General features: G+C 48.1%; 28 protein-coding genes. 7 read left to right on the top strand and 21 right to left on the bottom strand.

What is annotated here, in order from left to right; genetic code table 11:
• Positions 1-23 precede the first annotated feature (23 nt).
• The 8 genes from galE to gap form a co-directional block, all read right to left on the bottom strand.
• On the bottom strand, positions 24-1,013 hold the full coding sequence (galE, locus tag Q0323_RS10020; protein WP_298054085.1) for a UDP-glucose 4-epimerase GalE: 990 nt from the start codon (positions 1,011-1,013) through the stop codon (positions 24-26).
• A 52-nt stretch (positions 1,014-1,065) separates the two neighbouring features.
• Positions 1,066-1,920, bottom strand: a complete 855-nt coding sequence (locus tag Q0323_RS10015) for a DNA ligase (protein WP_298054084.1) — start codon at positions 1,918-1,920, stop codon at positions 1,066-1,068.
• A complete protein-coding gene (locus Q0323_RS10010; protein ID WP_298054083.1) occupies positions 1,910-3,259 on the bottom strand; it encodes a 3'-5' exonuclease in 1,350 nt (449 codons plus the stop codon). Before Q0323_RS10010 ends, Q0323_RS10015 begins: the two co-directional genes overlap by 11 nt.
• Before the next feature lie 254 nt (positions 3,260-3,513).
• Positions 3,514-3,858 carry a hypothetical protein gene (locus tag Q0323_RS10005; protein ID WP_298054081.1) on the bottom strand — a complete coding sequence of 115 codons (345 nt, stop codon included), beginning with the start codon at positions 3,856-3,858 and terminating at the stop codon, positions 3,514-3,516.
• A 23-nt stretch (positions 3,859-3,881) separates the two neighbouring features.
• The gene (gene fabI, locus Q0323_RS10000) at positions 3,882-4,709 is read right to left on the bottom strand and encodes an enoyl-ACP reductase FabI (RefSeq protein ID WP_298054079.1); all 828 of its coding nucleotides are present in this window, start codon (positions 4,707-4,709) and stop codon (positions 3,882-3,884) included.
• Between the two features lie 291 nt (positions 4,710-5,000).
• Positions 5,001-5,693 carry a triose-phosphate isomerase gene (locus Q0323_RS09995; RefSeq protein ID WP_298054077.1) on the bottom strand — a complete coding sequence of 231 codons (693 nt, stop codon included), beginning with the start codon at positions 5,691-5,693 and terminating at the stop codon, positions 5,001-5,003.
• The gene (locus Q0323_RS09990) at positions 5,690-6,901 is read right to left on the bottom strand and encodes a phosphoglycerate kinase (protein ID WP_177386771.1); all 1,212 of its coding nucleotides are present in this window, start codon (positions 6,899-6,901) and stop codon (positions 5,690-5,692) included. The genes Q0323_RS09995 and Q0323_RS09990 overlap by 4 nt, the downstream gene beginning before the upstream one ends.
• 1 nt (position 6,902) lies before the next feature.
• The gene (gap, locus tag Q0323_RS09985; protein ID WP_298054073.1) at positions 6,903-7,907 is read right to left on the bottom strand and encodes a type I glyceraldehyde-3-phosphate dehydrogenase; all 1,005 of its coding nucleotides are present in this window, start codon (positions 7,905-7,907) and stop codon (positions 6,903-6,905) included.
• Positions 7,908-8,044: 137 nt separating this feature from the next.
• Between gap and Q0323_RS09980 the strand changes: the two genes are divergently transcribed.
• Both Q0323_RS09980 and Q0323_RS09975 read left to right on the top strand, forming a co-directional pair.
• Complete coding sequence (locus tag Q0323_RS09980; RefSeq protein WP_297905289.1) at positions 8,045-8,422, top strand: hypothetical protein; 378 nt, start codon at positions 8,045-8,047, stop codon at positions 8,420-8,422.
• A gap of 372 nt (positions 8,423-8,794) precedes the next feature.
• Positions 8,795-9,244, top strand: coding sequence for a hypothetical protein (locus Q0323_RS09975; protein ID WP_298054071.1), 450 nt, complete (start codon positions 8,795-8,797; stop codon positions 9,242-9,244).
• Positions 9,245-9,347: 103 nt separating this feature from the next.
• On the opposite strand, the gene Q0323_RS09970 is transcribed toward Q0323_RS09975, so the two are convergent.
• The 6 genes from Q0323_RS09970 to Q0323_RS09945 form a co-directional block, all read right to left on the bottom strand.
• Positions 9,348-9,629, bottom strand: a complete 282-nt coding sequence (locus Q0323_RS09970) for a barstar family protein (protein WP_298054067.1) — start codon at positions 9,627-9,629, stop codon at positions 9,348-9,350.
• On the bottom strand, positions 9,626-10,369 hold the full coding sequence (locus Q0323_RS09965; RefSeq protein WP_298054065.1) for a ribonuclease domain-containing protein: 744 nt from the start codon (positions 10,367-10,369) through the stop codon (positions 9,626-9,628). The genes Q0323_RS09970 and Q0323_RS09965 overlap by 4 nt, the downstream gene beginning before the upstream one ends.
• 2 nt (positions 10,370-10,371) lie before the next feature.
• Positions 10,372-10,935: a DedA family protein gene (locus Q0323_RS09960; protein WP_297942671.1), complete on the bottom strand. Its 564-nt coding sequence runs from the start codon at positions 10,933-10,935 to the stop codon at positions 10,372-10,374.
• A gap of 449 nt (positions 10,936-11,384) precedes the next feature.
• Positions 11,385-11,966 carry a lipid-binding SYLF domain-containing protein gene (locus Q0323_RS09955; RefSeq protein ID WP_298054064.1) on the bottom strand — a complete coding sequence of 194 codons (582 nt, stop codon included), beginning with the start codon at positions 11,964-11,966 and terminating at the stop codon, positions 11,385-11,387.
• Positions 11,967-11,976: 10 nt separating this feature from the next.
• A complete protein-coding gene (gene rny / locus Q0323_RS09950; protein ID WP_298054060.1) occupies positions 11,977-13,530 on the bottom strand; it encodes a ribonuclease Y in 1,554 nt (517 codons plus the stop codon).
• Positions 13,463-14,080 carry a 5-formyltetrahydrofolate cyclo-ligase gene (locus Q0323_RS09945; protein WP_298054058.1) on the bottom strand — a complete coding sequence of 206 codons (618 nt, stop codon included), beginning with the start codon at positions 14,078-14,080 and terminating at the stop codon, positions 13,463-13,465. The genes rny and Q0323_RS09945 overlap by 68 nt, the downstream gene beginning before the upstream one ends.
• Positions 14,081-14,160: 80 nt before the next feature.
• On the opposite strand from Q0323_RS09945, the gene Q0323_RS09940 reads away from it, so the two are divergent.
• Both Q0323_RS09940 and ftsY read left to right on the top strand, forming a co-directional pair.
• A complete protein-coding gene (locus Q0323_RS09940) occupies positions 14,161-14,742 on the top strand; it encodes a TlpA disulfide reductase family protein (protein WP_298054056.1) in 582 nt (193 codons plus the stop codon).
• Positions 14,742-15,605: a signal recognition particle-docking protein FtsY gene (ftsY, locus tag Q0323_RS09935; protein WP_298054054.1), complete on the top strand. Its 864-nt coding sequence runs from the start codon at positions 14,742-14,744 to the stop codon at positions 15,603-15,605. The genes Q0323_RS09940 and ftsY overlap by 1 nt, the downstream gene beginning before the upstream one ends.
• Positions 15,606-15,834: 229 nt before the next feature.
• Here the strand turns inward: ftsY and Q0323_RS09930 are convergent, their stop codons facing one another.
• The 3 genes from Q0323_RS09930 to brnQ all read right to left on the bottom strand — a co-directional run bounded on the left by Q0323_RS09930 (position 15,835) and on the right by brnQ (position 19,317).
• The gene (locus tag Q0323_RS09930) at positions 15,835-16,275 is read right to left on the bottom strand and encodes a hypothetical protein (protein WP_298054051.1); all 441 of its coding nucleotides are present in this window, start codon (positions 16,273-16,275) and stop codon (positions 15,835-15,837) included.
• A 34-nt stretch (positions 16,276-16,309) separates the two neighbouring features.
• A complete protein-coding gene (locus Q0323_RS09925) occupies positions 16,310-17,797 on the bottom strand; it encodes a hypothetical protein (RefSeq protein ID WP_298054050.1) in 1,488 nt (495 codons plus the stop codon).
• A 188-nt stretch (positions 17,798-17,985) separates the two neighbouring features.
• Entirely contained in the window at positions 17,986-19,317 is a 1,332-nt protein-coding gene (gene brnQ / locus Q0323_RS09920) for a branched-chain amino acid transport system II carrier protein (protein WP_298054049.1), read from the bottom strand.
• Between the two features lie 208 nt (positions 19,318-19,525).
• Here brnQ and radA point away from each other — a divergent pair, with 208 nt between their 5' ends.
• Positions 19,526-20,875, top strand: a complete 1,350-nt coding sequence (gene radA, locus Q0323_RS09915; RefSeq protein WP_298054046.1) for a DNA repair protein RadA — start codon at positions 19,526-19,528, stop codon at positions 20,873-20,875.
• 267 nt (positions 20,876-21,142) lie between these two features.
• Here the strand turns inward: radA and Q0323_RS09910 are convergent, their stop codons facing one another.
• The gene (locus Q0323_RS09910; protein ID WP_298054045.1) at positions 21,143-21,268 is read right to left on the bottom strand and encodes a hypothetical protein; all 126 of its coding nucleotides are present in this window, start codon (positions 21,266-21,268) and stop codon (positions 21,143-21,145) included.
• Between the two features lie 88 nt (positions 21,269-21,356).
• Here Q0323_RS09910 and Q0323_RS09905 point away from each other — a divergent pair, with 88 nt between their 5' ends.
• Both Q0323_RS09905 and Q0323_RS09900 read left to right on the top strand, forming a co-directional pair.
• Entirely contained in the window at positions 21,357-21,521 is a 165-nt protein-coding gene (locus Q0323_RS09905; RefSeq protein ID WP_297942985.1) for a hypothetical protein, read from the top strand.
• Positions 21,522-21,619: 98 nt separating this feature from the next.
• On the top strand, positions 21,620-22,363 hold the full coding sequence (locus tag Q0323_RS09900) for a hypothetical protein (protein ID WP_298054043.1): 744 nt from the start codon (positions 21,620-21,622) through the stop codon (positions 22,361-22,363).
• Positions 22,364-22,597: 234 nt separating this feature from the next.
• Here the strand turns inward: Q0323_RS09900 and Q0323_RS09895 are convergent, their stop codons facing one another.
• The 3 genes from Q0323_RS09895 to Q0323_RS09885 all read right to left on the bottom strand — a co-directional run bounded on the left by Q0323_RS09895 (position 22,598) and on the right by Q0323_RS09885 (position 25,472).
• Positions 22,598-23,404 carry a transporter substrate-binding domain-containing protein gene (locus Q0323_RS09895; RefSeq protein WP_298054042.1) on the bottom strand — a complete coding sequence of 269 codons (807 nt, stop codon included), beginning with the start codon at positions 23,402-23,404 and terminating at the stop codon, positions 22,598-22,600.
• Between the two features lie 17 nt (positions 23,405-23,421).
• On the bottom strand, positions 23,422-24,228 hold the full coding sequence (locus Q0323_RS09890) for a transporter substrate-binding domain-containing protein (RefSeq protein ID WP_005873331.1): 807 nt from the start codon (positions 24,226-24,228) through the stop codon (positions 23,422-23,424).
• A gap of 437 nt (positions 24,229-24,665) precedes the next feature.
• Positions 24,666-25,472 carry a transporter substrate-binding domain-containing protein gene (locus tag Q0323_RS09885; RefSeq protein ID WP_298054040.1) on the bottom strand — a complete coding sequence of 269 codons (807 nt, stop codon included), beginning with the start codon at positions 25,470-25,472 and terminating at the stop codon, positions 24,666-24,668.
• Positions 25,473-25,522: the final 50 nt, after the last annotated feature.

Here is a 25,522-nt window from a genome sequence, read left to right as displayed (position 1 = left end):
AAATCGCACTTTCACGCTAGAACCTAGAGCTTCTTTTCCCAATTAAGCGCGCTTAGGATGATCTCATCCAGGCTCTCGTGCTCGGGATGCCAAGAGGTTTTGGTGCGAATTTTATCGGCGTTTGAAATGAGGCAGGCAGGATCCCCCGCTCTGCGCGGAGCGATCTCCACTTTAAAATTTACACCGCTTACTTTTTTAGCTTCATTGACGACCTCTTTTACGCTAAAGCCCGTGCCGTAGCCTACGTTAAAAACCGCGCTCTCACCGCTTTGTAGATAATCAAGCACCGCCAGATGCGCGCTTGCAAGGTCCTCTACGTGGATGTAATCGCGTATGCAGGTGCCGTCCTTGGTGTCGTAATCATCGCCGAAAATGCTCATCTTATCGCGCTTGCCGACGATCGTTTGGGTTGCAACCTTAATTAGATGCGTCGCGTTCGGGTAGTTTTGCCCGATCGTGCCGTCGCTAGCCGCACCTGCAACGTTGAAGTAGCGCAAAATTCCATATTTAAAATTCGGATTTGCCGCAGCCGCGTCTTTTAGCACCCACTCGACCATCAGCTTGCTTCTGCCGTACGGATTGATCGGATTTTGCGGAGTTTCCTCGCTTACCTGCGGGATGTCGGGCTCGCCGTAGGTCGCCGCAGTGGAGCTAAAGATAAAGTCTTTCACGCCGTATTTGTTCGCAAGCGCGATCAAATTCATCGCGTTTGCGGTGTTGTTTAGATAGTATTTTAGCGGATTTTGCGTGCTTTCAAAAACCTCGATAAACGCCGCAAAGTGAATGATCGCATCAAACTTCTCGCGCTTAAAAAGCTTCTCGATCGCAGGGGTGTTTTCTAGGCTTTCCTGCACGAACTCAAACTCGCCTATTTTGCGAAGCGCCTCGATCGCTCGCATCGAGCCTTTGCAAAGATTATCCAGTATGACGACGTCGTGGCGGTTCGCTTCTAAAAGCGCCTTTGCGACGTGGCTGCCGATGTATCCCGCGCCGCCGGTGATTAAAATTTTCATCTCTTCTCCTTCGGATCAAATTTATCAAAATATGCGATTATAGCCCCTTAGATTAAATCGCCGGTCGCACGCGCAAAAATACGGGGAAGCGCGGCTTTTTCTCGCGGGTTAAATTTTGGTATTGATAGGTGATGATCGTGCCCACCTTAGGCGGATTTGCCCGCATCTCGTCGCTAAAGCCCGTACCTACTTTAAATTTCGCTCCGCTACGTAGATCCACGCAGCTAAGCGAACCCATCTTGCCCTCGTTTTTGCCGTAGCCCGGGTTGATTTTTACGACCTTGCAATCGCTATCGTGCGTCTTTTTGTATTTTAAAATTTTATCGCTGCGCCCGCTCTCATAAAGCGCGTTTGGATCGCGCAGCACGACGCCCTCGCCGCCAGAGGCGATGACGCGATCAAAATACGCCTGCACGTCGGCGTGCGTGCTTACCGGAGTTTGCTGCACGATCAGTAAATTTTGCGTGCCGCTTGAGGCGATAAAATTTCTTAAAATTTCCATCTTCGCGCTTAAATTTTTTTGCTCCTTCGGTAGATCGAAGGCGTAAAATTTCACCCTGCTCCAGCGCTCATCGGGCACGCTAGAAGATACTATCGATACGAGCTGCTCAAACTCCCCGCGCGCCGTGTATAGCTCGCCGTCCACGAAAAACGTCGGAAAGCCCGCGCTCCAGCCCTCGGGGGCGTTTATGATCTTGCCGCGTCTGGAGCGCAGATTTTTGCCGTCCCAGATCGCGCGCACGCCGTCTAGCTTCTCGCTGATCACCCAGCCCGTGATATTCATGCCGGGGACGTACTCTTTAAGCAGCATCGGTTTAAATTTAGCCTCGTCCGCGACCGCGCCGCAGGCCAAAAACAGCGCGCAAAAAACCGCGCCTTTTAAAATTTTAAAAATTTTACTTCGCATATGCCGCTAGCTCCTTTTCTATAAAGTCGCAAAAAACGGGCGTATAGCTCATTTGCGCGCACTCTTTTTGCAAAAATTCGCCCATCACCGCGATGTAATTTAGATAATCATCCTTGGTGATCTTGCCGCGCAAAAGCTCGTATTTCAAAAATAGCCAGTAGGTGTTGAGCACGTCGGATCTGCAGTACTCGTCGATCTTGGTCTGCTCGCCCGCGTAATACAGCTGCAGGACCTGATCGCCGTGTACGTCGTATTTGCCCGGCAAGCCCACGCTAGCGCAGATATGATCGAGCTTGAGCCCACGAACGGCGCCAAAATCGCTGATGTGATCGAGCAGATCCAGATGAAACCGCCCGTCGTAACGGCTGCGGTAGTTCTCCCATTTGCTCTTGTTGTTATCGCGATCGTTCGTCTCAAAATACGCCGCGGCGCTTAGATCATAGCACATCGCGCGCGCCATAATCATCGGCAGATCGAACCCGCGCCCGTTGAAGCTCACTAGCCGCGGATTAAAATCCTCGATGAAGGCTAGGAATTTTGCGATCTTATCGCGCTCGTTCTCGCCCTCAAGCGTCGAGACGCGCAAAAACCTGCCGAATCCGTCCGCCATCACGGCGCTAATGCTAACGACGCGATGGAAGCAGACGGGCAGGAATTCGCTGCCGGTTTTTTCTTTGAAAATCTCCATCGCCCTAAGCGAGAGCAATTTGTGGTTTAAAATTTTGCTTTTATCCGCGTTAAAGATCAATTGCTCGCCGTAAATTTTAAAATTTAGCGCGTTTAACGCGGGATCTTGCGCAGAATTTGAAGCGAGATTTTCGCTCTTTAAGCTTTGGGATGCGGAGCTTTGAGGCGTAGAGCTTTCCGCCGCGAAATTCTGAGGCACAGGGCTTCGGAGCGCGGAATTTTCTACCGCGACGCTCTGTGCCGCGGAGCTTTGAGGCGCGATATCGTCGTAGGTTAAATTTAACGACGCGGAATTTTTAGACGCCGTATTTTGCGATGCGAAATTTTGCTCTGTGGAATTCGATGCGGAATTTTCGCTCGCGAAGCTTTGAAGCGCAGCATCTTGTTGCATAAAATTTTGAGGCGCGGAATTTTGCTCGGAATTTTCTATTTTAAAATTCTGCTTCGCCGAATTTACAGCAAAATTTAAAGACGCGCTTTGCTTCTCGCCGCCGATCTTTTGCGAGACCTGCGCGTCAATAAGCTTTGCGAAGCTTTTTTTATCGAAAGGCTCGAAGCAGCTCGCGATCGCTTCCTCATCCAGCACCCGCACCAACGCCGCTACGTCTGGGATCGTCTCGCAATCAAATACGCAGATGTAATCCTTTTTCATCAAGCTCCTTCCTGGCGGTTTTACCGCTTTTTTCAAAAACGGCTCTGAAATAATCCTCTATCTTCATGCCGTTTTTAGGTACGCGCCTAATAGAGCTCCTCGCTCATCCGAGGTTCTCGTCGCCGCTTCCAACTTTTAAATTTTGCGCTGCCGCATTTTCGCAACAAAAAGGGGCGTATGCGGAGGTGCGGCAAATTTCGCTACCGCTCGCCGTGACGCAATTACCGTATACAAAGGCGCGCCAGCCGTTAAATTTATCCTTCGATCAAGCGCTTAATATCTGGCGAAAGCTCGCCTGACGCCTCGCAAATCCTGCTTCGCAGCACGCTAAAATCGCCGCAGTAATCGCCTAGAAGCTGCAAAATATCGTCTCTGATGGCTTGTGAGCGCTCGCTCAGAAGTAGCTCCTGCAAAAGGGCGAAAATTTCGCTCTCATGCGCCAGCGCGCAGCCGTAGTATGGATCAAGGTAATAATCTAGACACAACAGAAGCGAGGCTTTCTCTGCCTCGTCATCACCTCGCAAAACGGCGGCGATGCCCTCTATGCCGCCCTCTGCTATCCGTCTATGACTATCGTCGTAAAAAACTGCGCGCGTCAAATTTAGCCTTTTTACCTGTCGTTTTACTCGGTCTTGGCCGCATCCCACGCGAGGATCGTCTTACCTTCGGCATCGGTAGCCACGTCGCCCATGCCCATGATATTATAGCCGCAGTCTACGTAGTGAACTTCGCCTGTTACGCCGCTAGCAAGGTCGCTAAGCAGATACATCGCACTGTTGCCGACATCTTCAGTTGTGACGTTGCGTTTTAGCGGACTATTTACTTCGTTGTAGCGCAAAATCATCCTAAAATCGCCTATTCCGCTTGCAGCAAGCGTTTTGATAGGGCCTGCGCTGATCGCATTTACGCGAATATTTTTAGCGCCAAGGTCGTGCGCTAGGTAGCGAACTGAGCTTTCAAGTGCCGCTTTAGCAACGCCCATAACGTTGTAGTGTGGCACAAATTTTGGTCCGCCTAGATACGTAAGAGTTAGCACCGAACCGCCCTCTTTTAGCACCGGTAGGACCGCACGAGTAAGGCTTAGTAGCGAGTACACACTAGTTCCCATCGCTATATCAAATGCCTCTTTTGTCGTGTTTACAAACTCGCCTTCTAGCGCTTCTTTTGGTGCGTAAGCCACTGCATGCACGACAAAATCTATCTCACCAAGATCTGCTTTGATGCGATCCGCAAGGCCGTCCAGGTGAGCTTGGTTGTTTACGTCTAGCTCGTAGACAAATTTGCTCCCAAACTCCTCCGCGATCGGCTCTACGCGTTTTTTCAGCGCGTCGTTTAGGTAGGTAAACGCCATCTGCGCGCCCTGCGCGTGACAAGCTTCAGCGATACCGTAAGCTATTGATTTAGCATTAGCAACGCCGACGATGAGGCCCTTTTTTCCTTTTAAAATCATTATTTCTCCTTTCTATTTTTGCTTGGCTTTTGAGCGCTTTTTGACGATTTGGTTAAAATTTTGCTTGGCAGACCATCCGTATAACCTACACAAATTTTAACTGCAAAGCCACAAAAATCAACTCAAAATCCTTCGCAATTTGAAATTTATAAATTTACAAAATTCAACAAAACACCAAATTTGATAGTGGCAGTATCGTGAGATGGATTTTAATGTTGTGTAGAAATTTTAAGTCAAGGCTAGGCATGTAGCCTGTCGCAGACTTAAAATTTCAAACTCATTAAAAGGCGCTCACGAGACAACGCGTATAAGCTCTAAAAACTTCGACGCATCCCAGCTCGCCGTCCCCACTAACACCCCGCCGCAGCCTCTTATCGCGCAAATTTTTGCGATATTTTCAGCATTCACGCTGCCGCCGTAAAGTAGCGGCACGGGGCTTTTAGCACGCAAGAAATTTAGCATTCTTTCGATCTGCTCGCACTGCGCGCTTCTGCCCGTGCCGATCGCCCAGACGGGCTCGTAGGCTAGTACTAAGCTCGGATATTTCAGATCGATACCCTCAAGCTGTGCCGCTACGAAATCCTCGCTGCGGTTTTGCGCAAATGCCGCCTCGTCCTCGCCGACGCAAAAGACGATGCGCCAGCCCTGCGCTGCGGCAAAACTGAATTTCTCTCTTATCAGCTCTGCGCTCTCGCCCAAAATAGCGCGCCGCTCACTATGTCCAATAAGAACGGTTTTGATGTCAAATTCCGCCAGCATATCGCCGCCGATCTCGCCCGTAAAGCTGCCGTGCGCGGCAGGATAGAAATTTTGCGCGCCTTGAGTAAAATTTTTCACCCCCGTGCAAAATGCGCTAGCAGGAGGAAAAACTAGAATTTCATCCTCGCGCGAAATTCCGCCCGATAAGCCTTCATCTAAAGCTTTAGCGTACCGCTCAAAGCTAGCACGGGTATGGTTACATTTAAGATTCGCTGCTAATATCATCGCAGCTCCGTTTTAGCGGTAAGCACTCGCACGCCCGGCAGTTCCTTGCCCTCGATGAGTTCTAAGCTCGCGCCGCCTCCGGTAGAAATAAAAGTCATATCATCAGCGTTGCCAGCGCGTTCGACGACATCTGCGGTATCGCCGCCGCCCACTACGGTCGTGGCGTCGCTATCTGCGATCGCGTGCGATATATGCAGGCTACCACGAGCGAATTTATCGATCTCAAAAACTCCCATCGGTCCGTTCCACCAGATCGTTTGCGCATCGTCTAGGGCTTCTTTAAAAAGCGCTACGGTCGCAGGCCCGATATCTAGTCCCATCCAATCGCTTGGAATTTCTTGGACTGTAACCTTTTTTGTAACGGCATCTTGCGAGCATTGCGGAGCTGCGACGGCATCGACGGGGATATAAATTTTAACCCCAAGCTCGCGAGCATTGCGGAGAATATTTTTTGCTTCCTCGATTAGATCCTCTTCGAGCAAAGATTTACCGATATCATATCCGACGGCTTTTAAAAAGGTAAACGCCATGCCGCCTCCGATGATGAGCTTATCGACTTTAGGAAGTAAATTTTTAAGCGCCTGAAGCTTGCCACTTACTTTGCTGCCGCCCGTTACGGCTACGAAAGGACGCGCAGGATCTTTAATAAGGTCTTTGGCGAATTTTATCTCTTTTAGCAATAAAAATCCCGCCGCTTTGTGTGCCTCATCGTAGAATTTCGTAATCGCCTCTACCGAAGCATGCGCGCGGTGGCATACACCAAAAGCGTCGTTGATATAAAATTCCGCGTAGCTCGCAAGCCTCTTAGCTAGTGCTTCGTCGTTTTTACTCTCGCCCTTTTCGAAGCGCAGATTATCTAGTAGAAGCACTTCGCCCTTTTTAAGCGAATTTACCGCAGCTCCAGCTTCCTCGCCTGCGACATCGGAGACAAATTTTATCTCGCGCTCCAAAAGCCTAGATAGCCTCTTTACCACAGGCTTTAGGCTAAGTCTTTCTTCATATCCGTTTTTCGGGCGCCCTAAGTGGCTGGCTAAAATTACTGCGCAACCCTCGTCTAAGCAATATTTAATAGTAGGGATAGACGAACGGATGCGACGATCGTCCGTAATATTGCAAAACTCATCCATCGGCACGTTAAAATCGCACCTGATAAAAACGCGCGCGCCGTCTTTAAATTTCAAATCTTTAATCGAAAGAATTTCGCCCATCTTATTTCCTTCTTTTTGCCGCATATAGGGCTAAATCGATGAGGCGTTCACTATATCCCCACTCGTTGTCATACCAGCTCATTACTTTTATCAGATTGCCGTCAATTACCTGCGTGCAGTCGCTAGCTACGATGCTGGAGTATTCTGAAGTACAAAAATCGCTGCTGACGCGACTATCGTCGTCTACGAGCAAAATTCCTTTCATCTCTTTAGCGGCATAGCGACGGAAAATTTCATTTAGCTCCTCGGCGCTCGTCTGCTTGTGCGTTAGCACCGTTAGATCAACCATCGAAACGTTAGCCACCGGCACGCGCACAGATTGTCCGTGCATCTTACCGCTTAGCTGCGGAAGTACCTTACTAATCGCTTTTGCCGCACCCGTCGTAGTCGGAGCGATATTAAGAGCTGCGGCGCGTGAACGGCGAAAGTCCTTGGCTTTTACATCGACTAGACTCTGTCCATGTGTATAGGCATGAATCGTCGTCATCAGACCCTTTTCGATACCAAGCTCATCGTCTATAATTTTTGCAATCGGAGCTAGGCCGTTAGTGGTGCAGCTAGCGTTTGAGATGACGCGCTGTCCTGCATAAGCGCCCTCATTAACGCCGATTACGAAAGTAGGCGTATCATCCTTGGCAGGTGCGCTCATTACGACTACGCCGATACCGTTATCTATGAACGGCTTGCATTTTTCGCTCGTTAAAAACGCACCAGTACATTCAAGCACAGCTTCTGCACCATCGCCCGCAAAATCAAGCTCCGCAGGCTCTCTGGTGGAATAGACGCGGATCTTTTTTCCGTCTACGGCTATGCATTCGTCGCTTATAATTTCTACTTTTTTACGAAACTCGCCGTGAACGGTGTCGTATTGAAGCAGGTATCTCGTAAGCTCGCGCTTAGCGGTATCGTTGATCGCTACAAGCTCTACATCGTCCCTGCTTAGCGCAATTCTAGCCGCGCACCTACCGATCCTTCCAAAGCCGTTAATTGCGATTTTTACTGCCATAAGGTTCTCCTTATTTGGGATGTTTTCAGCTGGAATTTTACTAAATTTGGGTTAATCTTTGATTAAATAAAAAGTCGCGAAATCTAGGATTTACTTTTTGGCTATATAATTCGCGAACTTTTTTTAAAGGAGAAAAAATGAGACGAATTGTATTCTCGTCATTAGCGGCAATCGCGATTTTAAGCGGATGCAACCAACCTAAGGCCGATACGGCTCCGCAGCAAAAGCAAGAGTCTGTAGCGCACACGATCGTATTTCTACTCGGAGAGACCGGAGATAAGCGCATCAGCCTTAGCTCGAACGATATGTTCGCAACAGGCGTGTTAACCGATGAAAAGGGTAAGAAGCATAATCTTAAACGCGCGGCTTCCGCAAGCGGCATAATGCTTACAAACGACGAAGGCATTGAGCTTCTTTTCAAACGCGGAGAGGGAGTCTATACGCCGGGCAAAGGCAAGAAGGATATTCCGGTAACCTACACCGAGCACGAGCACAAAAGCGGCGAAATGATGTAGCCGCGGCGGGGTTAAATTTAAGCGCCCGCAAAAGCGAATTAAATTTAACCCCTCATTTCTAATTTCGACTTCTTTATCCATAGCAAAATTTAACCCTTGTTTCGATCTCTTTGATCTGTGATGAAATTTAACCTTTTATTTTCGCTTCTTTCATCTACGCAAATTGAACTTTTTTGTGAATTTGAGCTTGCGTGCGTTAAAAAATAAGTCCCTAAATCCCTAAATTTTACAAAATATCCATTTGATCTGCGCTTTAGCAGCGAATTTTTTGATCTTCAACCGAATTTCACTTCAAATTCGCTAAACTGCGCTGAAATTTTAGCAGGTCGGTGCAAATACGGCGCAAAATAGATCATTTAGCGAGATTGCCACATGGATAGCATTAAATTTTACCTAAACGATTACGAGAGCAATGGCGAGAGCCTTACCGAAGTCGTCGTTGCGATAAACGGCGAGCCTCTGCTTGAGCTGATTAAGAGGCGCGAGCAAAGCTTTGCCGCAAAGGACGGGCAGGCCAGTATAGCTGGAGACTACGCTTATTTGAGCTTGATTGATTTCAAAAAGCTCTTTTTGGATGCACTCTCGCCTAACGGACGGCTTGCGGCTAGCGGCGAGCGAAGCGTCGTCCTACTGGGCTGTCCGTGCGGGATCTGGAACTGCTGGTATCTCGCGCTTATGGTTAAATTTGAAACGGAGACAGTTAAGCTTTACGAGTTTAAAAACCCGCGCCGCAAAGATTGGCAGTATGGGCTTGAGTTTAAATTTGACCGCGTGAGCTTTGTGAGTGAAATTTCTAAAATCGCCTCTTTTAATAAGCTCTAAAATTCAGTAAATTTTAACGGCGCTCTCGAAACTGCGCCGAAACAAACTCGTCTTAGGCTCGGTAAAATTTGGCTTTGAAGCCATAATAAGCTGTCGCGAGAGCTTATAGTATTAAAATTTTCGCCTTGCCGCTTCGCAAAACCTCGAGCAAAATATCATAAAATTTACCCAGTCTTAGCTTTAAAATTCCGCCCCTTTTGATGACGACAAAAACCTGCCCGCCTCGCTCGCCCAGCGCGTCGTAGAGCGCGTCTAAATTTGCGACGTATTCTGGCTCGAAATTTAGCGCTGCGGCAAATAGCGCGAAAATTTGATCTTTGCGCCTAATCTTTGCGCCGTCGATGATGATCTTTGCGGCGCTGCGCGTTTTAAAATTTAAGCTCATTGCACGCGCTCGAAGCTTTCGTAATGATCGGCGGTGTAAAAGATCAGTCCGTCGTTTGAAAATATCAGCCGCTTTGCGCCGCGCGGGCCGCCGCGATACTCGATGTCGCATTCGCGCCAAATCCGCCCCCTTTTATCAGGCAGCCTGCGCTCAAAATTGCCGAAGCGATCGCCGCCGATGCTCTTGCCGCGCGCGTATCGCCACAGATCGCCGCCCTGCCAGCCAAGCTCGCCCGCCTGCTTTTTCGTGATAAAATTTTGCGGCAAAGCGCCCGTACGGCGGATATGAGCGCTCACGCACTCCCTGCTTATGCAGGGCTCGTCTGAGGGCTGATTTTTAGAATTTACGGCGGGATTTTGCGAGTTTGAAGCTTCGTAATCTGCGCTGTGCCGCCTGTGGACATCCGCCTCGTCTTTAGAATCTGTCGCGGCGCGCTCGTTTGCTTGCGGATGAGATTTTAAATCTCCTATATCTGCTCCGCGCCCTGCCCCGCCGTCTGCGCTTCTTGCACCGCTCTCATCTTTTGCGCTGGCGCCGCTTTCTGGATTTTCGTAGCTTGAAATTTTACGATCGGTGCCGCTTGCAGAATTTTGCACGCCGCTTTTACGCGACGCAGCATCCAGGGTTTTGGAGGTAAAAACCCGCTCATCTTTAGCCGCGGGGTCGCGCGAATTGGAGATCAAATTTAGCGCCAAAAGAAGTGCTGCAAAAATTGCGAGCGGGATCAGCTTTTTTGCCACCGCTAGCCTCTTTTGCGCGTGGCGAAGCGAAAATAGAGCACGATCGCCACTACTATCGCGCCTAGAGCCAGCGGAGCGATCCACGGCGCGTCCTTAATGTGCACATAGAGCTCGCGCACGAAATCGCCCGCGTAGTAGCTCAGTAGCCCTACCACAAGCGCCCAAATGAGCGAGCTTACGGCATTGATGACGCTAAATTTTAAAAACGAATATTTTGTGATGCCGATCGCGATCGGTACGAGGGTTTTGAGGCCGTAGATGAATTTTTTGATTAAAATTATGCGGTCGCCGTATTTGCGAAACAAAATTTGCGCCAGAGCGAGGTTGCGGCGCTGTTTGCGCAGATAGGGCATGATCTCTTTTTTATTGTAGCGGCTTACTAAAAACAGCCCCGAATCGCCTATAAAGTTCGATATGCAGGCGATTACGATGCATAAGACGATATTGAGCTCACCGGCCGAGCTTAGCACGCCCGCCGCCGCAAGCGCCAAAAATCCTCCGCCCAGCGAATACAAAAACAGTATCAAATACCCCCAAGTATGGAGGTTTGCAAACATCGATTCCATCGAATCCTTTCATTAGATCGTATAAAATTCTATAAATTTTGACTAAAGCAGCTTTAAAATTCGGCACGAAAGCTTCACTCTAACGCCCCACGACGCCACTTGATTTTGCTGCGACATTAAATTTAAAATTCCGCGCAGCTACCGCAAAATACAAAATTTCGCCGCAAAATATTAAGCGAAATTTTAAAATAAAATTTCTAGGCATCAAGTAAAATTACCGCAAAATTTAGCGATAAAATTTTGCAATTCTAAATTTAATGACAAAATTTCGACTTCTTTAGAATTCAAAGTAACTTGCGAATTACGCAGGATTTACGCGATATCCTCAAATGCCTCCTACCCCGCGAATTGCAATAAAATTACGCGAGCAAAATTCCAAGCCGCTAATAAAACGCCCATAAAGCAAAATTTTTCGCTAAGCTATGCGCCTTAGCATTTCTAGCTAAATTTTACTCATCTGCGCCGATTACTCGCATCAAAAGCGCATAGCCCTCGGTATTTGGATCAAAAGCGCGGTCATTTTTGGTCTCCAGCACCGAACCGCCCAGGCTCACTCCCGCAAACAGCCCACCTTTATTCGTAAAGACGTACATATCTTGATTTAGCACGTCTAACGAGCCAGAATCGGCGCTGTAGTTACCTGCAACTGCCGTCGCATCGCCCGAGAGCGTGATTTGGGAATTTCGCATTTTTTGGATAACGTCGTCATGCATTACGAAAATAACTAGATAATTATCCTCGTAGCCGATCTGAAGTCCTACGCTGGCGCTGCTGATCTCAGCGCCGCTTACGCTGCGCGCGCCGTCGTTATTATAGATAATGATCCCCTCACCATACATTCCGCCTATGATGAAGCCCAGCTTTTTGACGCTCGGAAAGATCACTATCGCGCGGGCTTGCTGCGCTAGATATTTGTACTGCGAGTTTGTGCGCATTACCGACGAATAGGCGCTTGCGCTGTTGATGATGAGCTCATCATCGGCAAATGCCGCGTTAAAAAGCAAAAATAAAGCGATTATAAATTTTTTCATTTCATACTCCTTATTTGGCTATCTCGACCGCGCGAAGCTCGCGTATGACGTTAACCTTGATCTCGCCTGGGAATTGAACCTTGTCTTGGATATCAGAGGCGATCTCTTTAGCGACCAAAACCGCTTCGTCGTCGTTCATAAGCTTGGCGTTTGCGATAACGCGGATTTCGCGACCTGCGTTGATCGCGTAGGCTTGCTTGACGCCCGTTTTGCTCATCGCGATCGCTTCGATATCGCTAACGCGCTTTAGATAGCTTTCTAGCACCTCTCGTCTAGCGCCTGGGCGCGCAGCACTTAGCGCGTCTGCGGCACAGACTGCGGCGCTTTCCACACTGGTAGCCTCCTCGTGGCCGTGGTGGGCGTAGATAGCGTTTATAACTACCGGATGCTCTTTGTAGCGGCGACAAACCTCAGCGCCCAGATCTACGTGCGAACCCTCGTACTCGTGAGTTAGCGCCTTGCCGATGTCGTGAAGCAGGCCTGCTCGCTTGGCTAGCTTTTGATCCCCGCCCGTTTCTGCAGCGATGATGCCCGCAAGATGCGCAACCTCAAGGCTATGCGCAAGGGCATTCTGTCCGTAGCTGGCGCGAAATTTAAGCTTGCCGATGAGTTTTAAAATTTCGGGGTGAATTTTACTAAGACCTAGATCCATTACGATATTTTCGCCCTCTTCGGCGATACTAGCTTCAAATTCGTCGCTTACTTTTTTGTAGATATCCTCGATGCGCGCAGGTTGAATTCTGCCATCCTCGATAAGAGTTTCGATAACGCGAACGGCGATGGCGCGGCGGTAGAGATTATGTGAGCTTACGATGATCGCATTCGGGGTATCGTCGATGATGACGTCCACGCCAAGAGTCATCTCAAGCGCCTTTATGTTACGCCCCTCCTTGCCGATGATACGGCCTTTAAGCTCGTCGTTTTTGATATTTACAACGTTGATAAGTCGCTCTGCCGCAAACTCGCCCGCGAAGCGCGACGTGGCCTGCGCCAAAATATAATTCGCTTTTTTTCGCGCCTCTTTTTTGGCTTCCTCTTCATATTTTCGCACGATGTGAGCGATGTCGGTGCGGCTTTGCTCCTCGACTTTCTTAAGCACCTGCGCGCGCGCCTCGTCCTGCGTAAAGCCCGCCACGCGCTCCAAAACTTTAAGCGCTTCAGCTAGCTTCTCTTCATAGCTTTTCTTTAAATTTGAGCCCTCTTCGTAGAGGAATTTCGCCTCTTTTTTGGCGCTTTCGAGCTCTTTTTTGCTGTCTTTTAAAATCTCTTGCTCGGTTAGAAGCGCGTGCTCCTTTTTGCCGAGCTCGTCAAATTTAACGTTAAATTCCTTCTGCAGTTTGCTTGCTTTATCTTCGTATTTTTTCTTCGCTTCAAACTCGGCTTCCTGCACCGAAATTTTAGAATTTCGCAAGATGCCCTCGGCTTCAAATTCTATCGCTTTGGCTTTAGCTTTGGCTTGTTCGACGAAGAAATCGTAATTGGCGTTATTAATCTTTCTAGCTACTAAGTATCCTATGCCAGCGCCCACCGCAATAGCGCACAAGGCGATTAAAATCTCTATCATACTTTCCTCTTTTTAGGTAATTTTGGCTCGGAGTTATGTAAAAATCGCCCTTTACGTCGTGATCAAGCGATAAAATTTCGCTGCAAAAGCAGTCTTTTATACTCACGAACGCAATTGCGGGCTTAAGCTTCAGACCTGAAAAAAACATATCGTAAAATCCTTTCCCATGTCCTATTCTAGCCATTGCGCCATCCACTCCGATAGCTGAAACCACGGCTAGATCGACCTTTTTAAAATACTCGTTTTGCGGAAGTGTCTGGCGCAATCCAAAGCGTGAAATTTTAAAAGGCTGGCGCAATCTTACCATTTTTAAGCTAATATCCACCATAAACGGAACGTAAAATTCGCAGCTTTTTGATAGCTTTTTTCTTAAAATCAAAACGTTCGGCTCGTAGCTCATCGGCAAAAATATCAAAATTTTACGCGCTTTTAAAAATTTTATCAGCCGCTCCAGCCGCCATAAAAGTGCGTAATGCTCGCATCTAGCCGCTCGCGCGGTGTGAGATTTTAGACGCGATTTGCAAATTGCTCTAAATTCATTCTTTTGCATAGCTTAAGCCTTTTATAAAATTTTAACGCTTATTTTAGCTAGTTTTTGTATAATCTTGCGATTAAATTTTAAGGTTTATTATGAAATTTCGTTTTTTTCTAGCACTTTTTACGGCTGTTTTATTTCTTGCGGGTTGCGGCGATGATGAGGATAAAAAATCAAGCGATACCCCGACCGAGGCCAACGCCACGCAGCCGCAGTCCGAAACCGAAGCCGTAATCCAGGTCGATTATACCGCTCCTTTTACACTTCAGCTAAGTAACGACAAAATTTTAAATATGCAAAAGACAAAGCAAGGCTTTCATATCGATAACAACTCCACCGTGACGCTATTTGCGTTTTTTACGCCGTGGTGCGACGCCTGCGCCGTGCAGGTAAGCGCACTAAATGCCGCCAAACAAGCCTACTCCGGCAAGCTTGATATCATCGGCGTGATGATCGGTGATGCAAATTTAGACGATGCAAAAAATTATGCAAGCGCACACGAAGTAAATTACGCGATCGCTTACGGCGAAGGGACGGACTTTTTTACAAAGGCGCTAGGCGGCATAAACGAAGTGCCGTATATGGCGATCTACGACGAAAAGGGCGAGTTTAGCGCGCAGTATTTCGGGCTGATACCGGAAGAAATTTTAATGACCGAATTGGAGAAAATTTTCTGATGTTCGAATTTTTTAAAAAAGGGCTTAGCAAGACCATAGGCGCGATGCGAGGTGCAAAGGGCGAGGATAAAATTTCAAAAGAAATTTTAGAAGAGATACTGCTTGAAGCCGACGTAGGCTACGAGCTTGTAGAGGAAATTTTAGAAAAGCTGCCCACAAAAAAGCTAGTCGCAAAAGATGATCTCAAGGGCGTTTTGAAGAACTATTTCGATTACGAGATCGCTAAAGCCGTGGATGAGAAGCCGTTCGTAGAGCTCATCATCGGCGTAAACGGCGCGGGCAAAACTACGACAACTGCAAAGCTTGCAAATTTATATAAAAATAGCGGCCAAAGCGTGATTTTAGGCGCATGCGATACCTTTCGCGCCGGCGCGGTCGAGCAGCTGCGCAAATGGGCGCAAATTCTAAATCTACCGATCGTAGCGACCGCGCAGGGGCACGATCCCGCTGCTGTGGCGTTTGACACCGTTAGCTCAGCTAGTGCCAAAAACATTGATCGCGTCCTAATCGACACCGCAGGGCGTCTGCAAAACCAGAAAAATTTAGCCGCGGAGTTAGAGAAGATCGTGCGAATATGTGATCGCGCAAAAAGCGGCGCGCCGCACCGCAAGATCATCGTGCTTGACGCCACTCAGGGCAATCACAGCGTCGCGCAAGCCAGGGCGTTCAATGAGATCGTGAAGCTCGACGGCATCATCATTACGAAGCTCGACGGCACGCCCAAAGGCGGCGCACTTTTCGCCATAGCGCGCGAGCTGCGGCTGCCGATACTTTTCGTCGGTGTGGGCGAGCGGATGGAGGATTTGGCGGAATTTAACTCGAATGAGTTCGTAGAAACGCTTGTAGAGGGAATTTACGCTTAGGCTCTGCGTAAATTTAGATATTCTCGCCGAACAAGTTTAAATTTTACGCGCTGAAATACTCGGTAAATTTTGCCGCTTTATTATCTTAGAATAAATTTTACTTAGAATTTTACGATTTTCGTTTAGGATTTTGCAAAATTTTAGCTCACGCACCGCATAAAAACGCGCTCGCCCGCGTCCGCTCGCACCAAAATACATATAAAATCCCGCCGCCCGCAAAGCAGCGCGCTTATAAGAATTCCTCAATGATCTCAAGCCGCTTAAATTTCACGGCTATCCTCTGTCCGCTCGCAAAGATAAAATAATACTCGCAAACGCCTCCTCGCTTTAGCGAAAATTGATGAACTATCAGATCGTTATTTTTAAAGCTCTTGTCGTCCGTTTTAAAGCGGACGGCTAGGACGTTTTTGAAAATAAATTTAAAATTTCTATCTCGGTAGGGCGATAAAAATTTCATCGTCAGTCTATCTTCGTTTTTTAAAATGCCAAATTTAAATTTAGTCAAAATGGCGTCGTGAAGGGTTTCTTTCGCATTAAACAGATACCTTTTCGGATCCAAGACGAACTGCCTGATAGGCTTTGCTATTTCGTTTTCATTCTTGCGAAGCGACTTAAAATAATCGTCAAAATACCAAATACCGCCCCTTCTTTTTATTTTCGCCGTGATCATCCGTCCGTCCATTTGCGTTTTTCTTAAATTTTACTCACGTGCACTGCATAAAAAACGCGCTCACCCGCGTCCGCTCGCACCAAAATACATATAAAATCCCGCCGCTGCCGAAATATACCTCGCCGCCTTGCTCGCAGCTTGGAAGCTCGCTGTCAAGCTGCATCAAAAACTCCATCTTTTCGCCGCATATAGGGCACGTCGGCACCGAGGCGCCCTGTATCCACGAGGGCTCGCCGCCGATGCGCGCAAGATTTTGTCTGCTGTTTGACATCCCCCAGTCCTGAGCCGCCCAGCGCGCCGGCGTGGGCGTAAGTGTTACTTCGCACTCCTTTATCGGTTCGTCAAAGGCGTATTCCACCTGCGTCCTTTCGCCGATACGTCGCGGCATACCCTGCGCGTCGTGCTCGTAAAAGACTATCTCTCCTTCGTTTATCTCTCTAACATGCGCGGCGAGGCTTAGGCGCGGCAGCGATCGCACGGGCAAGTCACGGGGCAGCGGATCAAGCGTGATGAGATGAAATAGCGGATTTTGCGCATCGCCGTCCGCCTCATCCAAAACCCCGCCGAGCCTATATCCCGCCTTGCCGCCCTCAAACCGCCAGGTCGGATGATGCTTCGCCAGATGCGCCGCATAGGGAGCGCCGAAATAGCCGCGCGGAAAGATTATGTGATACACGCGCTGGCTGCAGTATCTTTTGAGCCTGAATTTATCGCCGCCAAAGCAAATTTCATCGTTCGGCGCTTTTTGTGATTTATCGGCGCAAGCTTCGTCTGCGTCAAATTTAGTTCGCTCAAAAGTAAATCCCACGGCCTCCAGCCAGTAGCCTATATATTCGAGCAAATCGCACGGGCGATCGAAAAAATTCTCCGCAAGCGCGAACTCGCAGGCAAATTTTACGTTTCGCGGATCGCGGGTTTGCAACAGGCAGCTAAAAATTTTTTGTTTATCGTCTTTGCTCGTCTGCGGATCCGCAAGCTTCTCGCGCCAGATTTGCGAGCTCTCGTAACTAAGCCCGCGCCACGGATACTCCGCGTAATACGCGCTCTCGTTCGGCTGCAATTTAAAAAGCTCGCCCAGATACGGGTGCAAAAACGGCGCGAACTCGAGACTTGCCATGATGATGACCTCTTCGGCGTTTTTCCAGCGCGCGCTCTTTTCGTCTCTGCCGCGTTGCCGCGCATTTCTGCTTGCGCTTTCGTCTGCCCGCGCCGAGCGTGCATTCTCTCCCGTCTGCGCCGCGCTTTCGTCCTGTTGGGTTTTGCGCCACCCTGCTGCTTCTTCGCGCAAAATTTCAACCGCCGTGGCGATCAGAGCTTTAAAATCCTCCTTGCCTACATAGCCCAGAGCGTCCTTTAGCAGCGTGCGGCCGTCCATCCGCCCGCGCAGCAGGCTGTCCGCTAGCGTAAAATACGCCGTCTCGTCGCCTTGTAGCCGCCAAAACCGCTCGTATAAATCAGGCATACTAAAGCCGTCGCGTTCGAAATCTCGCGCCAGATTTAGCGCCTCGTCTCGTTTATCCATCTTATTTCCTTTTGCGATTTTATTTTGATAATTTTAGCGTAAATTTAGGTTAAAATTTTGAAGGCGACTTATTTTATATGTCAAAATTCCAGTAAAAAATATGTGAGATTAAATTCGGCGACGAATTAAAATTTAAAAGTGTGCCGAGCCCCGTAGAGCCCGGCTAAATTTTAAAATAGCTCTTAAATTTAAAAGCTATCGTCTCTTTTTTCAAAGATCAGATGCAGCACGTAGGTCACGGCGAAGGTCAAGGTGCTAGGCACGATCCAGCCGAGCATCGAGTCGTAAAACGGCATCATCTTCACAAACGACGTCACAAGCGGCACCGAAATCCCCAAAATATCAAGTCCGTTTATGACGCCCTCGACGACGCAAACATAGACGCAGGCGCGGTAAATCAACTTGCTCGAATCGATCCACGGATTAATCAGCGAGAGGATTATCAGCATGATCGAGATCGGATAGATGGCGACGAGCACGGGGATGGAGCCTTTGATGATGGTCGTAAGGCCGAAATTTGCGACTCCAAAGCCGATCACGCACCAAGCGATCGCCCAGGTTTTATATTTGATCTTGCCCTTCGTAAGCTCTTCGAAGTATTCGCTAGCCGAGCTTATAAGACCCAGCGTCGTGGTGATGCAGGCTAGAAAAAACGCACTGCCTAGGATCACGACGCCAATTCTTCCAAAATAATGATCGCTTACTCGCGACAGAAGCTCCGCTCCGTTGATATTCGGCGCATCTTTGAAAAGCTCCGCGGAAGTCGCGCCCAGATAGCCCAGCATAAAATATATCGTCATCAGTATGACGCCCGACATCATTCCCGCTTTTATCGTGGAGGTTACAAGGTGCTTTTCGTCGCTCACGCCGGTTGCTTTAATGGCGTTAATTACGATGATTCCAAATGCCAGCGATGCAAGCGCATCCATCGTCTGATAGCCCTCTACAAAGCCCTTTGCTGCGGCGTGATCGACATACTCTCCGCTAGGAGCGACGAAACCTCCGATCGGAAATAAAAATCCCGCGCCGAAAAGTAGCAAAATAAGCGCCAAAAGTATCGGCGTGAGGTATTTTCCGAGCAGATCGACGAGCTTTGAAGGGTTCATACAGATGTAATAGTTCAGCGCAAAATATGCGGCAGAATAAACAAATAGCCAAATTTGAAGACGCTCTTCCGCAATAAAAGGCTTAATAGCGATGTCAAAAGGCATATTCGCCGCGCGCGGTATCGCAAAAAGCGGCCCGATCGTAAGATATAAAAGCGCGGTAAAAACGATCGCAAACACGGGATCTATGCGGCGCACCAGGCTCTGAAGCCCCTTGGCGCGCGCAATGCCTGCGACGCCGAGCACCGGCAGAAGCACCGCCGTAGCGCAAAAAAACATTATCGCGATATAAAAATTCTGTCCGGAATCCTTGCCTAAGCCCGGCGGAAAAATAAAATTTCCCGCACCGAAAAACATCGCAAATAGCGTAAGCGATATCGTTAAAAACTGGCTTCTACTAAGCTTGCCCTTCATCTTAAACCTTCTTTAAATAAAGTGAAATTTGTATTATAGTTATAAATGTTTAAAACATATTTAAATTTAGCCTAAATTTAGCCGCAAATCCTTTGTTCCGTGATTTTTGATCTCGCAAGCGGCGCGGGGCGGCTAAAATTTTAAAAATTTTAAGTATAATTTCGCAAAGCTTGAGGCTAAATTTAAGCGAAAATGAGCGAGGATAAAGATGGCGAAGATTAAAACCACGATTTTTGAGTGCCAGCACTGCGGCAATCAGCAAAGCAGATGGCTAGGCAGATGCCCCGACTGCGGCGCATTCGATAGCTTCGTCGAGCTCAAGCCCGCTCAAATAAAAGCGCTAAAAGAGATCGAGGGCGAGCTTGCCCGCGCCTCGTCCGCAAGCGCCAAAGCGATCAGCGAGATACAGATCGAGCAAATTTCGCGCATCGACACCAAAGATAGCGAGCTAAATTTAGTCCTCGGAGGCGGCGTCGTGGAGGGCTCGCTCGTGCTAATCGGCGGCAGCCCCGGCATCGGAAAATCTACGCTGCTGCTTAAGATCGCGGCAAATTTAGCAAGCGGCGGCCGCGCGGTGCTTTACGTAAGCGGCGAGGAGAGCGCTAGCCAGATCAAAATGCGCGCGCAGCGGCTGGGCGCGATAAGCGAGCAGCTGTTTTTGCTCACCGAGATAAATCTGGGCGCCGTGCTTGAAGAGGTGGAGCGCAGGGATTATAAGTTTATCGTCATCGACAGCATCCAGACGCTTTTTAGTGACAAGGCTCCCTCTGCGCCGGGCTCTATCACGCAGGTACGCGAGATCACGTTCGAGCTGATGCGACTTGCCAAGGCGCGCGGGATTTCGATCTTCATCATCGGCCACATCACCAAGGACGGCTCGATCGCGGGCCCGCGCATACTAGAGCATATGGTGGACGTGGTGCTGTATTTCGAGGGCGATGCGAGCAAACAGCTTAGAATTTTGCGCGGTTTTAAAAACCGCTTCGGAGCTACGAGCGAGGTGGGGATTTTCGAGATGGGGCCGCACGGGCTCGTAAGCGCCAAGGACGTCGCGAGTAAATTTTTCACGCGCGGTAAGGCGGTAAGTGGCTCGGCGATCACGATCACGATGGAGGGCACGCGCGCGCTCGTCGTGGAGATCCAAGCGCTCGTGTGCGAGAGCGGCTACCCCAAGCGCAGCGCTACGGGCTTTGATAAAAACCGCCTCGATATGCTTCTGGCGCTGCTTGATCGCAAGCTTGAGATCGGGCTTGGAGGATACGACGTCTTCGTAAACGTAAGCGGCGGCGTAAAGATCACCGAAACGGCGTGCGATCTAGCCGTCGTCGCGGCGATCGTAAGCAGCTTCAAAAACCGCCCGATCAGCAAAGAAAGCGTCTTCATCGGCGAGGTGAGCCTAAACGGCGAGATCAGAGAGATATTCAACCTCGATGCGCGCTTGAAAGAAGCCGCGATGCAGAAATTTAAAAACGCGATCGTCCCGATGAAGCCGCAAAACGCGCAGGGGCTTAAAATTTTTCACGCCACCGAGATCACGCAAATTTTAGATTGGATGTGAGACGGCGCACGGTGAGTTCCAGCTTGGCGGTCGGCGCGGGCGGGCGAAAATGAGTTTTGAGCGGCAAAGGGCGCGTTGCTTTTGCATGGGCGCGGCGAAGAGCGCAAGTGCGCCGCTTTTTGCATGGCTCACAAGCAAGCGCAAACAAGCCTGATCGCTAAAGCACGATTTTTGGAATTTCACGTATCGTAGCGGCTCAAAAATTCGTTTGAGCTTTAAAACGGCTCGGCGGCGGTGCGGTTAAAATTTAATCATTCACGCCGCATTCTAGTGAGCAAGATAGGCGCTTTGCGGCGTAAATTTTAAAATTTTGCCGCAATGCGGCGCAAAGCCAAGCCCGATAGGTCCTTGCGTCGCGTAAAATTCTATCGCGGCGCGTAGGACGTATCGCATAGGGCTAAGAGCCGGTAAAATTTTAACGGTGCCAAGCTCTCATGCGCGGGTGCAGATACCACAAGCAAAGTATCGCGCGCCGAGCCGAATGGGCGCCGCCGTAGCACGTCGCAACCCGAAAAGGCTTGCTAGCAAGACGCTATGCAAGCCAAAGCGCGCAGGTCCGCCTCACGTAGCCAAAAGACAAAGCCTACAAGGCGGCAAGATAGCAACGCAGCGAGAGCGCGATGAAATTTTAACGCAGACCGCATAAGCCGTCGGCAAAGCCTAATTCTACGGACAGGCTCCGCGGATAAAATTTCGCAAATCTAGCACGGATAAAATTTCATAAATTTAAACGGAAAGGTGCATATGAGCCCAAACGTAATCGTCAAATTCGTCATTTTGTTTTTCATCAGAGCGCAAAGCTTAAACGTTAAATTTAGCAGGCTCGATGCCGTCGTATCGCGCGCTTACGCTAAATACGGGATACTGTTTAAGCTCAGCGTGCCGCTACTTGCAGCAGCGTCGGTATTTGCGCTGTTTAACCTATACGATTTTGCCAAAGCCAACTACGCGCTGACGATCTTTTTGCTCGCTTTGGGCTCACCCCTGCTTGCGTATAGCTTTTTTAAAGCGATAAAATCGGCGATGACGTTTGCGCTATTTGTGATCCCCTTTGCGGCGGTGTTTGCGATCATCGCGGTGACGGGCGCACAAAAGCTTGATAACTCGCTAAATTTTAACATCGTCTTTCCGCTGTTTTTCACCATCGTGTGGTTTGCGATGTCGGTGATCGCCGATGAGGACGTGGCGCAGATCATGAATAAGATCGTATCGAAGCTCTCGACGCTTTTTGTGACGATTTTCATCCTTTACAACTACGAGGCACTGCATGGGATTTTAACCGCAAGTTCGGGAGGGTATCGAGCGAGCGAGGATGAGCTAAGCGCGCTTGATCTGGTATTTATGACGATTAGATTTTTCACGCTGCCTTCGATTTTTACATTGATGATTTTTGAGATTAAGGATTATCTTTTTACGAGATACGACGCGTTCGTGCAGGCTCAGCAGGAGCGCATGCAGGATTTAAAAAATTCCAAGGGCTCGAAGTAAAATTTTAAAGTTTAATTCAATCTAATTTTGCGCGCCTTAAATGCTCGCAAATACTAAAGATTGCGACCGCCGTGTGAATACTGGGCTTCGGCGCGGCGGCGGGACTAATAAAATTTGAAATGAGATTTTTAGGACAAAATTTTGAGATGGAATTTTAATGACGCACCGGTTATGCGCGGGTTAGAATTTAAAGCCGAAAGCTTCAAATCCACGCCCTGCGTTAAATTTAAAATTTTAAAAGAAGCTGTATATGTCATCCAAAAGGAAGTATTTTTTATCGACGGTGCCTTTATAGAAAGGCTCGAAGGTATCATTATACGCCTTTTTGAAAAAGCCCTCTTTACTAAGCGAGATGAGTGCTTGATTGACGGCTTCTGCAAGATCTGCGTTACCCTTTTGCATCGCGATACCCAAAAATACGTTCTCGCCGAGGCTTTTGATATTAACCTCGACGCTAGGATCTGCGACCGGATAGACCATCACAAATAGATTATCGTCGCATGCGCCGTCGATCTCGCCGCTTTTTAGCCGCTTGTAACAATCGGAGGAATTTTTGCAATACACTAGATTGTAGCCGCCGTCCTTTTGCATAAACGCTTCGCCCGTCGAGCCGCGGATGACGCCTACTTTCTTACCTCGCAGATCGCTCATTTTTTGGATATTGTCGCTTTTTTTGGTTAAAACTCCAGAATTTACCGAAAGATAGGGCATCGAAAACTCATAATTTTTCTTTCTCTCCTCAGTAACGCTCGCAGCCGCGATAAGCATATCCGCCTGATTATTTTGAATGGACGGAAAGCGCGCTTGCGCCGATACCGGTATGAGCTCGATCCTGCCGCCGGTATCGCCTAAAATTTTACCTCCGATTGCATTAGCAAGCTCTACGTCAAAGCCCTCAAAGCCGTTATCCGTAACTCTACTAAATGGAGGTTCATTTTCATAAACGGCGATACGAATGACTTTACTCTGCTTTATTTGACTTAAAGAATTCGCAAGCGCAAAGATGCAAGATAAAAGAATTAAAAACAGTGCTTTTTTCATTTCAAATTCCTTTTTTATTAAAAAAAGCTGTAAAGATCGTCGAGTAAGAAGTATTTTTTATCGACGGTGCCTTTATAGAATGATTCGAAAGTATCCTCGTAAGCCTTTTTGAAAAAGCCCTCTTTGCTAAGTGCGATCAAGCCTTTATTGATCGCTTCTAGCAGCTCCGCGTTACCCTTTTGCACCGCGACGCCCAAGAATACATTATCGCCTAAATTTTTTATATTGACCTCGACCGCAGGATCTACGATCGGATAGACCATTACAAAAAGGTTGTTGTTGCAATACCCGTCGATCTCGCCGCTTTTTAATCTCCTATAGCAATCAACCGAATCATTGCAGTAGGAAACATTATAACCGCCGTCCTTTTTGATATACGCTTCGCCGGTAGTCTTGCGGATGATACCGATCTTTTTGCCCATCAGATCGCCTATTTTGTGAATATTTGAGTCTTTTTTCGTTAAAATTCCCAAATTTACCGTAAAATACGGCATCGAAAAATCTACGCTGCCTTTACGCTCTTCAGTGATACTTGCAGCCGCGATTATCATATCCGCCTGATTGTTTTGCAGCATCGGAAAGCGCACTTCGTTCGTTACCGGTATGAGCTCGATACGACCGCCGCTATTGCCGAAAATTTTACCAGCTAGCGCATTGGCAAGTTCGACCTCAAATCCCTCAAAGCCTTTCTCGCTCGACTTACTAAAAGGCGGCTCGTTTTCATAGACGCCCACTCTGATAACCTTGCTTTGCTTTATTTCGCTTAATGAATTCGCAAAAACAAAGATCGCCGACAATAGAATAAGAAAAAATGACTTTTTCATAATTTCCTCCTTGAATTTTAAATTTTTCGTAATTGTAATGTAAATTTTCTTAAAATTTCATTTTACCTGAACCGAAATTCTTCCCTAAATTGCGAGCTTAGCGATAAAATTTCGCAACTAAAATTTCTAAGCATAATGATAGAGGCTTTTTAAATTTTGCTGCCTTGCGCCAAACCCTGCCTGCTCTCATTAAATTTTAGCGCTTCGCTTAAAATTCTGTGCGTCTATTAGCGCCATAAAAATAGCGCGCCACTGCGAAATTCTATGGAATTTTATAAATTCTGCAACGGCGCGTTAGTAAAATCTTACAATCTAAACCAAGCTCGCAAAGTCGGGCAAAATAGCAAGACTATGCGAGCCTTTTAAATTTTACCTAGCGAGAGCACACAGCTATGCTTACGAAAACAAACACAGGCGAGCTGTACCGCTATGCCCACCTAAAATAAGCTATAGAGGTCATCTAGCAAGAAATATTTTTTCTCCGCAGTGCCTTTGTAATACGGCTCGATCGCCTCATCATAGGTCTTTTTCATAAAGCCGTTCTTACTTAGCTTGACTAGCTCGCCGTTTAAGAACTCAAGCAGATCCTTATTGCCCTTAGAAACCGCAATACCCAAGAAATCCGAAACGCCCAAATTCTTAATATTTACTTCAGTGTCGCTATCTACAACCGCGTAGGCAAGAACTAATAAATTATCGTGTGCAAAGCCAGCACCCTTGCCCTCTTTTAGAATTTTATAGCATTCGTGTGCGGTAGCGCAATTTATGATTTCAAAACCTTCTTTTTTAAAATATGCCTCGCTAGTCGTACCGCTTTCTGCAATGATCGGCTTACCGTGTAAATCAGACATAGTTTTGATCTTATCACCCTTACGGGTTAGCACGCCGATATTTACTGCGAAATACGGCGTCGTAAAATCGACCACCTGCTTACGCTCATTTGTGATCGTAAAGGTTGCAAGCACCATATCTACTTTATTTTCTTCCAACACTTTTAAACGCTCACTAGCCTTTACGGGCACGAATTCCACCTTGCCCGCTTTACCACCGAATATATCTTTTGATAGCGCCTCAGCTAGAGTAACTTCAAATCCTTGGAATTTGCCGTCTTCAAATTTACTAAAAGGCGGTTGCGCCTCAAATACGCCTACGCGCACACTGCCCGATTGCCTGATCTCTGATAGGGTATTTGCCACTACACTACTTGTAAATAGCAAGAAAATTCCCAAAATTATCTTTTTCATATCGTTCCTCTAATTTGCAATGATTATAGCCTAGCCACGCATCTACGTCG

Origin of the sequence: uncultured Campylobacter sp. (genome assembly GCF_938030145.1) — a bacterium.
Taxonomy (GTDB): domain Bacteria; phylum Campylobacterota; class Campylobacteria; order Campylobacterales; family Campylobacteraceae; genus Campylobacter_B.
Note: the sequence above shows the minus strand (reverse complement) of the source record. Positions and strands in the feature narration are given on the sequence as shown.

Coding starts and splice junctions, on each gene's coding strand:
- galE (WP_298054085.1), bottom strand. CDS start 1,013: ATGAAAATTTTAATCACCGGCGGCGCGGGATACATCGGCAGCCACGTC.
- Q0323_RS10015 (WP_298054084.1), bottom strand. CDS start 1,920: ATGCGAAGTAAAATTTTTAAAATTTTAAAAGGCGCGGTTTTTTGCGCG.
- Q0323_RS10010 (WP_298054083.1), bottom strand. CDS start 3,259: ATGAAAAAGGATTACATCTGCGTATTTGATTGCGAGACGATCCCAGAC.
- fabI (WP_298054079.1), bottom strand. CDS start 4,709: ATGATTTTAAAAGGAAAAAAGGGCCTCATCGTCGGCGTTGCTAATGCT.
- Q0323_RS09995 (WP_298054077.1), bottom strand. CDS start 5,693: ATGATATTAGCAGCGAATCTTAAATGTAACCATACCCGTGCTAGCTTT.
- Q0323_RS09990 (WP_177386771.1), bottom strand. CDS start 6,901: ATGGGCGAAATTCTTTCGATTAAAGATTTGAAATTTAAAGACGGCGCG.
- gap (WP_298054073.1), bottom strand. CDS start 7,907: ATGGCAGTAAAAATCGCAATTAACGGCTTTGGAAGGATCGGTAGGTGC.
- Q0323_RS09980 (WP_297905289.1), top strand. CDS start 8,045: ATGAGACGAATTGTATTCTCGTCATTAGCGGCAATCGCGATTTTAAGC.
- Q0323_RS09975 (WP_298054071.1), top strand. CDS start 8,795: ATGGATAGCATTAAATTTTACCTAAACGATTACGAGAGCAATGGCGAG.
- Q0323_RS09970 (WP_298054067.1), bottom strand. CDS start 9,629: ATGAGCTTAAATTTTAAAACGCGCAGCGCCGCAAAGATCATCATCGAC.
- Q0323_RS09960 (WP_297942671.1), bottom strand. CDS start 10,935: ATGGAATCGATGTTTGCAAACCTCCATACTTGGGGGTATTTGATACTG.
- Q0323_RS09955 (WP_298054064.1), bottom strand. CDS start 11,966: ATGAAAAAATTTATAATCGCTTTATTTTTGCTTTTTAACGCGGCATTT.
- rny (WP_298054060.1), bottom strand. CDS start 13,530: ATGATAGAGATTTTAATCGCCTTGTGCGCTATTGCGGTGGGCGCTGGC.
- Q0323_RS09945 (WP_298054058.1), bottom strand. CDS start 14,080: ATGCAAAAGAATGAATTTAGAGCAATTTGCAAATCGCGTCTAAAATCT.
- Q0323_RS09940 (WP_298054056.1), top strand. CDS start 14,161: ATGAAATTTCGTTTTTTTCTAGCACTTTTTACGGCTGTTTTATTTCTT.
- ftsY (WP_298054054.1), top strand. CDS start 14,742: ATGTTCGAATTTTTTAAAAAAGGGCTTAGCAAGACCATAGGCGCGATG.
- Q0323_RS09930 (WP_298054051.1), bottom strand. CDS start 16,275: ATGATCACGGCGAAAATAAAAAGAAGGGGCGGTATTTGGTATTTTGAC.
- Q0323_RS09925 (WP_298054050.1), bottom strand. CDS start 17,797: ATGGATAAACGAGACGAGGCGCTAAATCTGGCGCGAGATTTCGAACGC.
- brnQ (WP_298054049.1), bottom strand. CDS start 19,317: ATGAAGGGCAAGCTTAGTAGAAGCCAGTTTTTAACGATATCGCTTACG.
- radA (WP_298054046.1), top strand. CDS start 19,526: ATGGCGAAGATTAAAACCACGATTTTTGAGTGCCAGCACTGCGGCAAT.
- Q0323_RS09910 (WP_298054045.1), bottom strand. CDS start 21,268: ATGCGATACGTCCTACGCGCCGCGATAGAATTTTACGCGACGCAAGGA.
- Q0323_RS09905 (WP_297942985.1), top strand. CDS start 21,357: ATGGGCGCCGCCGTAGCACGTCGCAACCCGAAAAGGCTTGCTAGCAAG.
- Q0323_RS09900 (WP_298054043.1), top strand. CDS start 21,620: ATGAGCCCAAACGTAATCGTCAAATTCGTCATTTTGTTTTTCATCAGA.
- Q0323_RS09895 (WP_298054042.1), bottom strand. CDS start 23,404: ATGAAAAAAGCACTGTTTTTAATTCTTTTATCTTGCATCTTTGCGCTT.
- Q0323_RS09890 (WP_005873331.1), bottom strand. CDS start 24,228: ATGAAAAAGTCATTTTTTCTTATTCTATTGTCGGCGATCTTTGTTTTT.
- Q0323_RS09885 (WP_298054040.1), bottom strand. CDS start 25,472: ATGAAAAAGATAATTTTGGGAATTTTCTTGCTATTTACAAGTAGTGTA.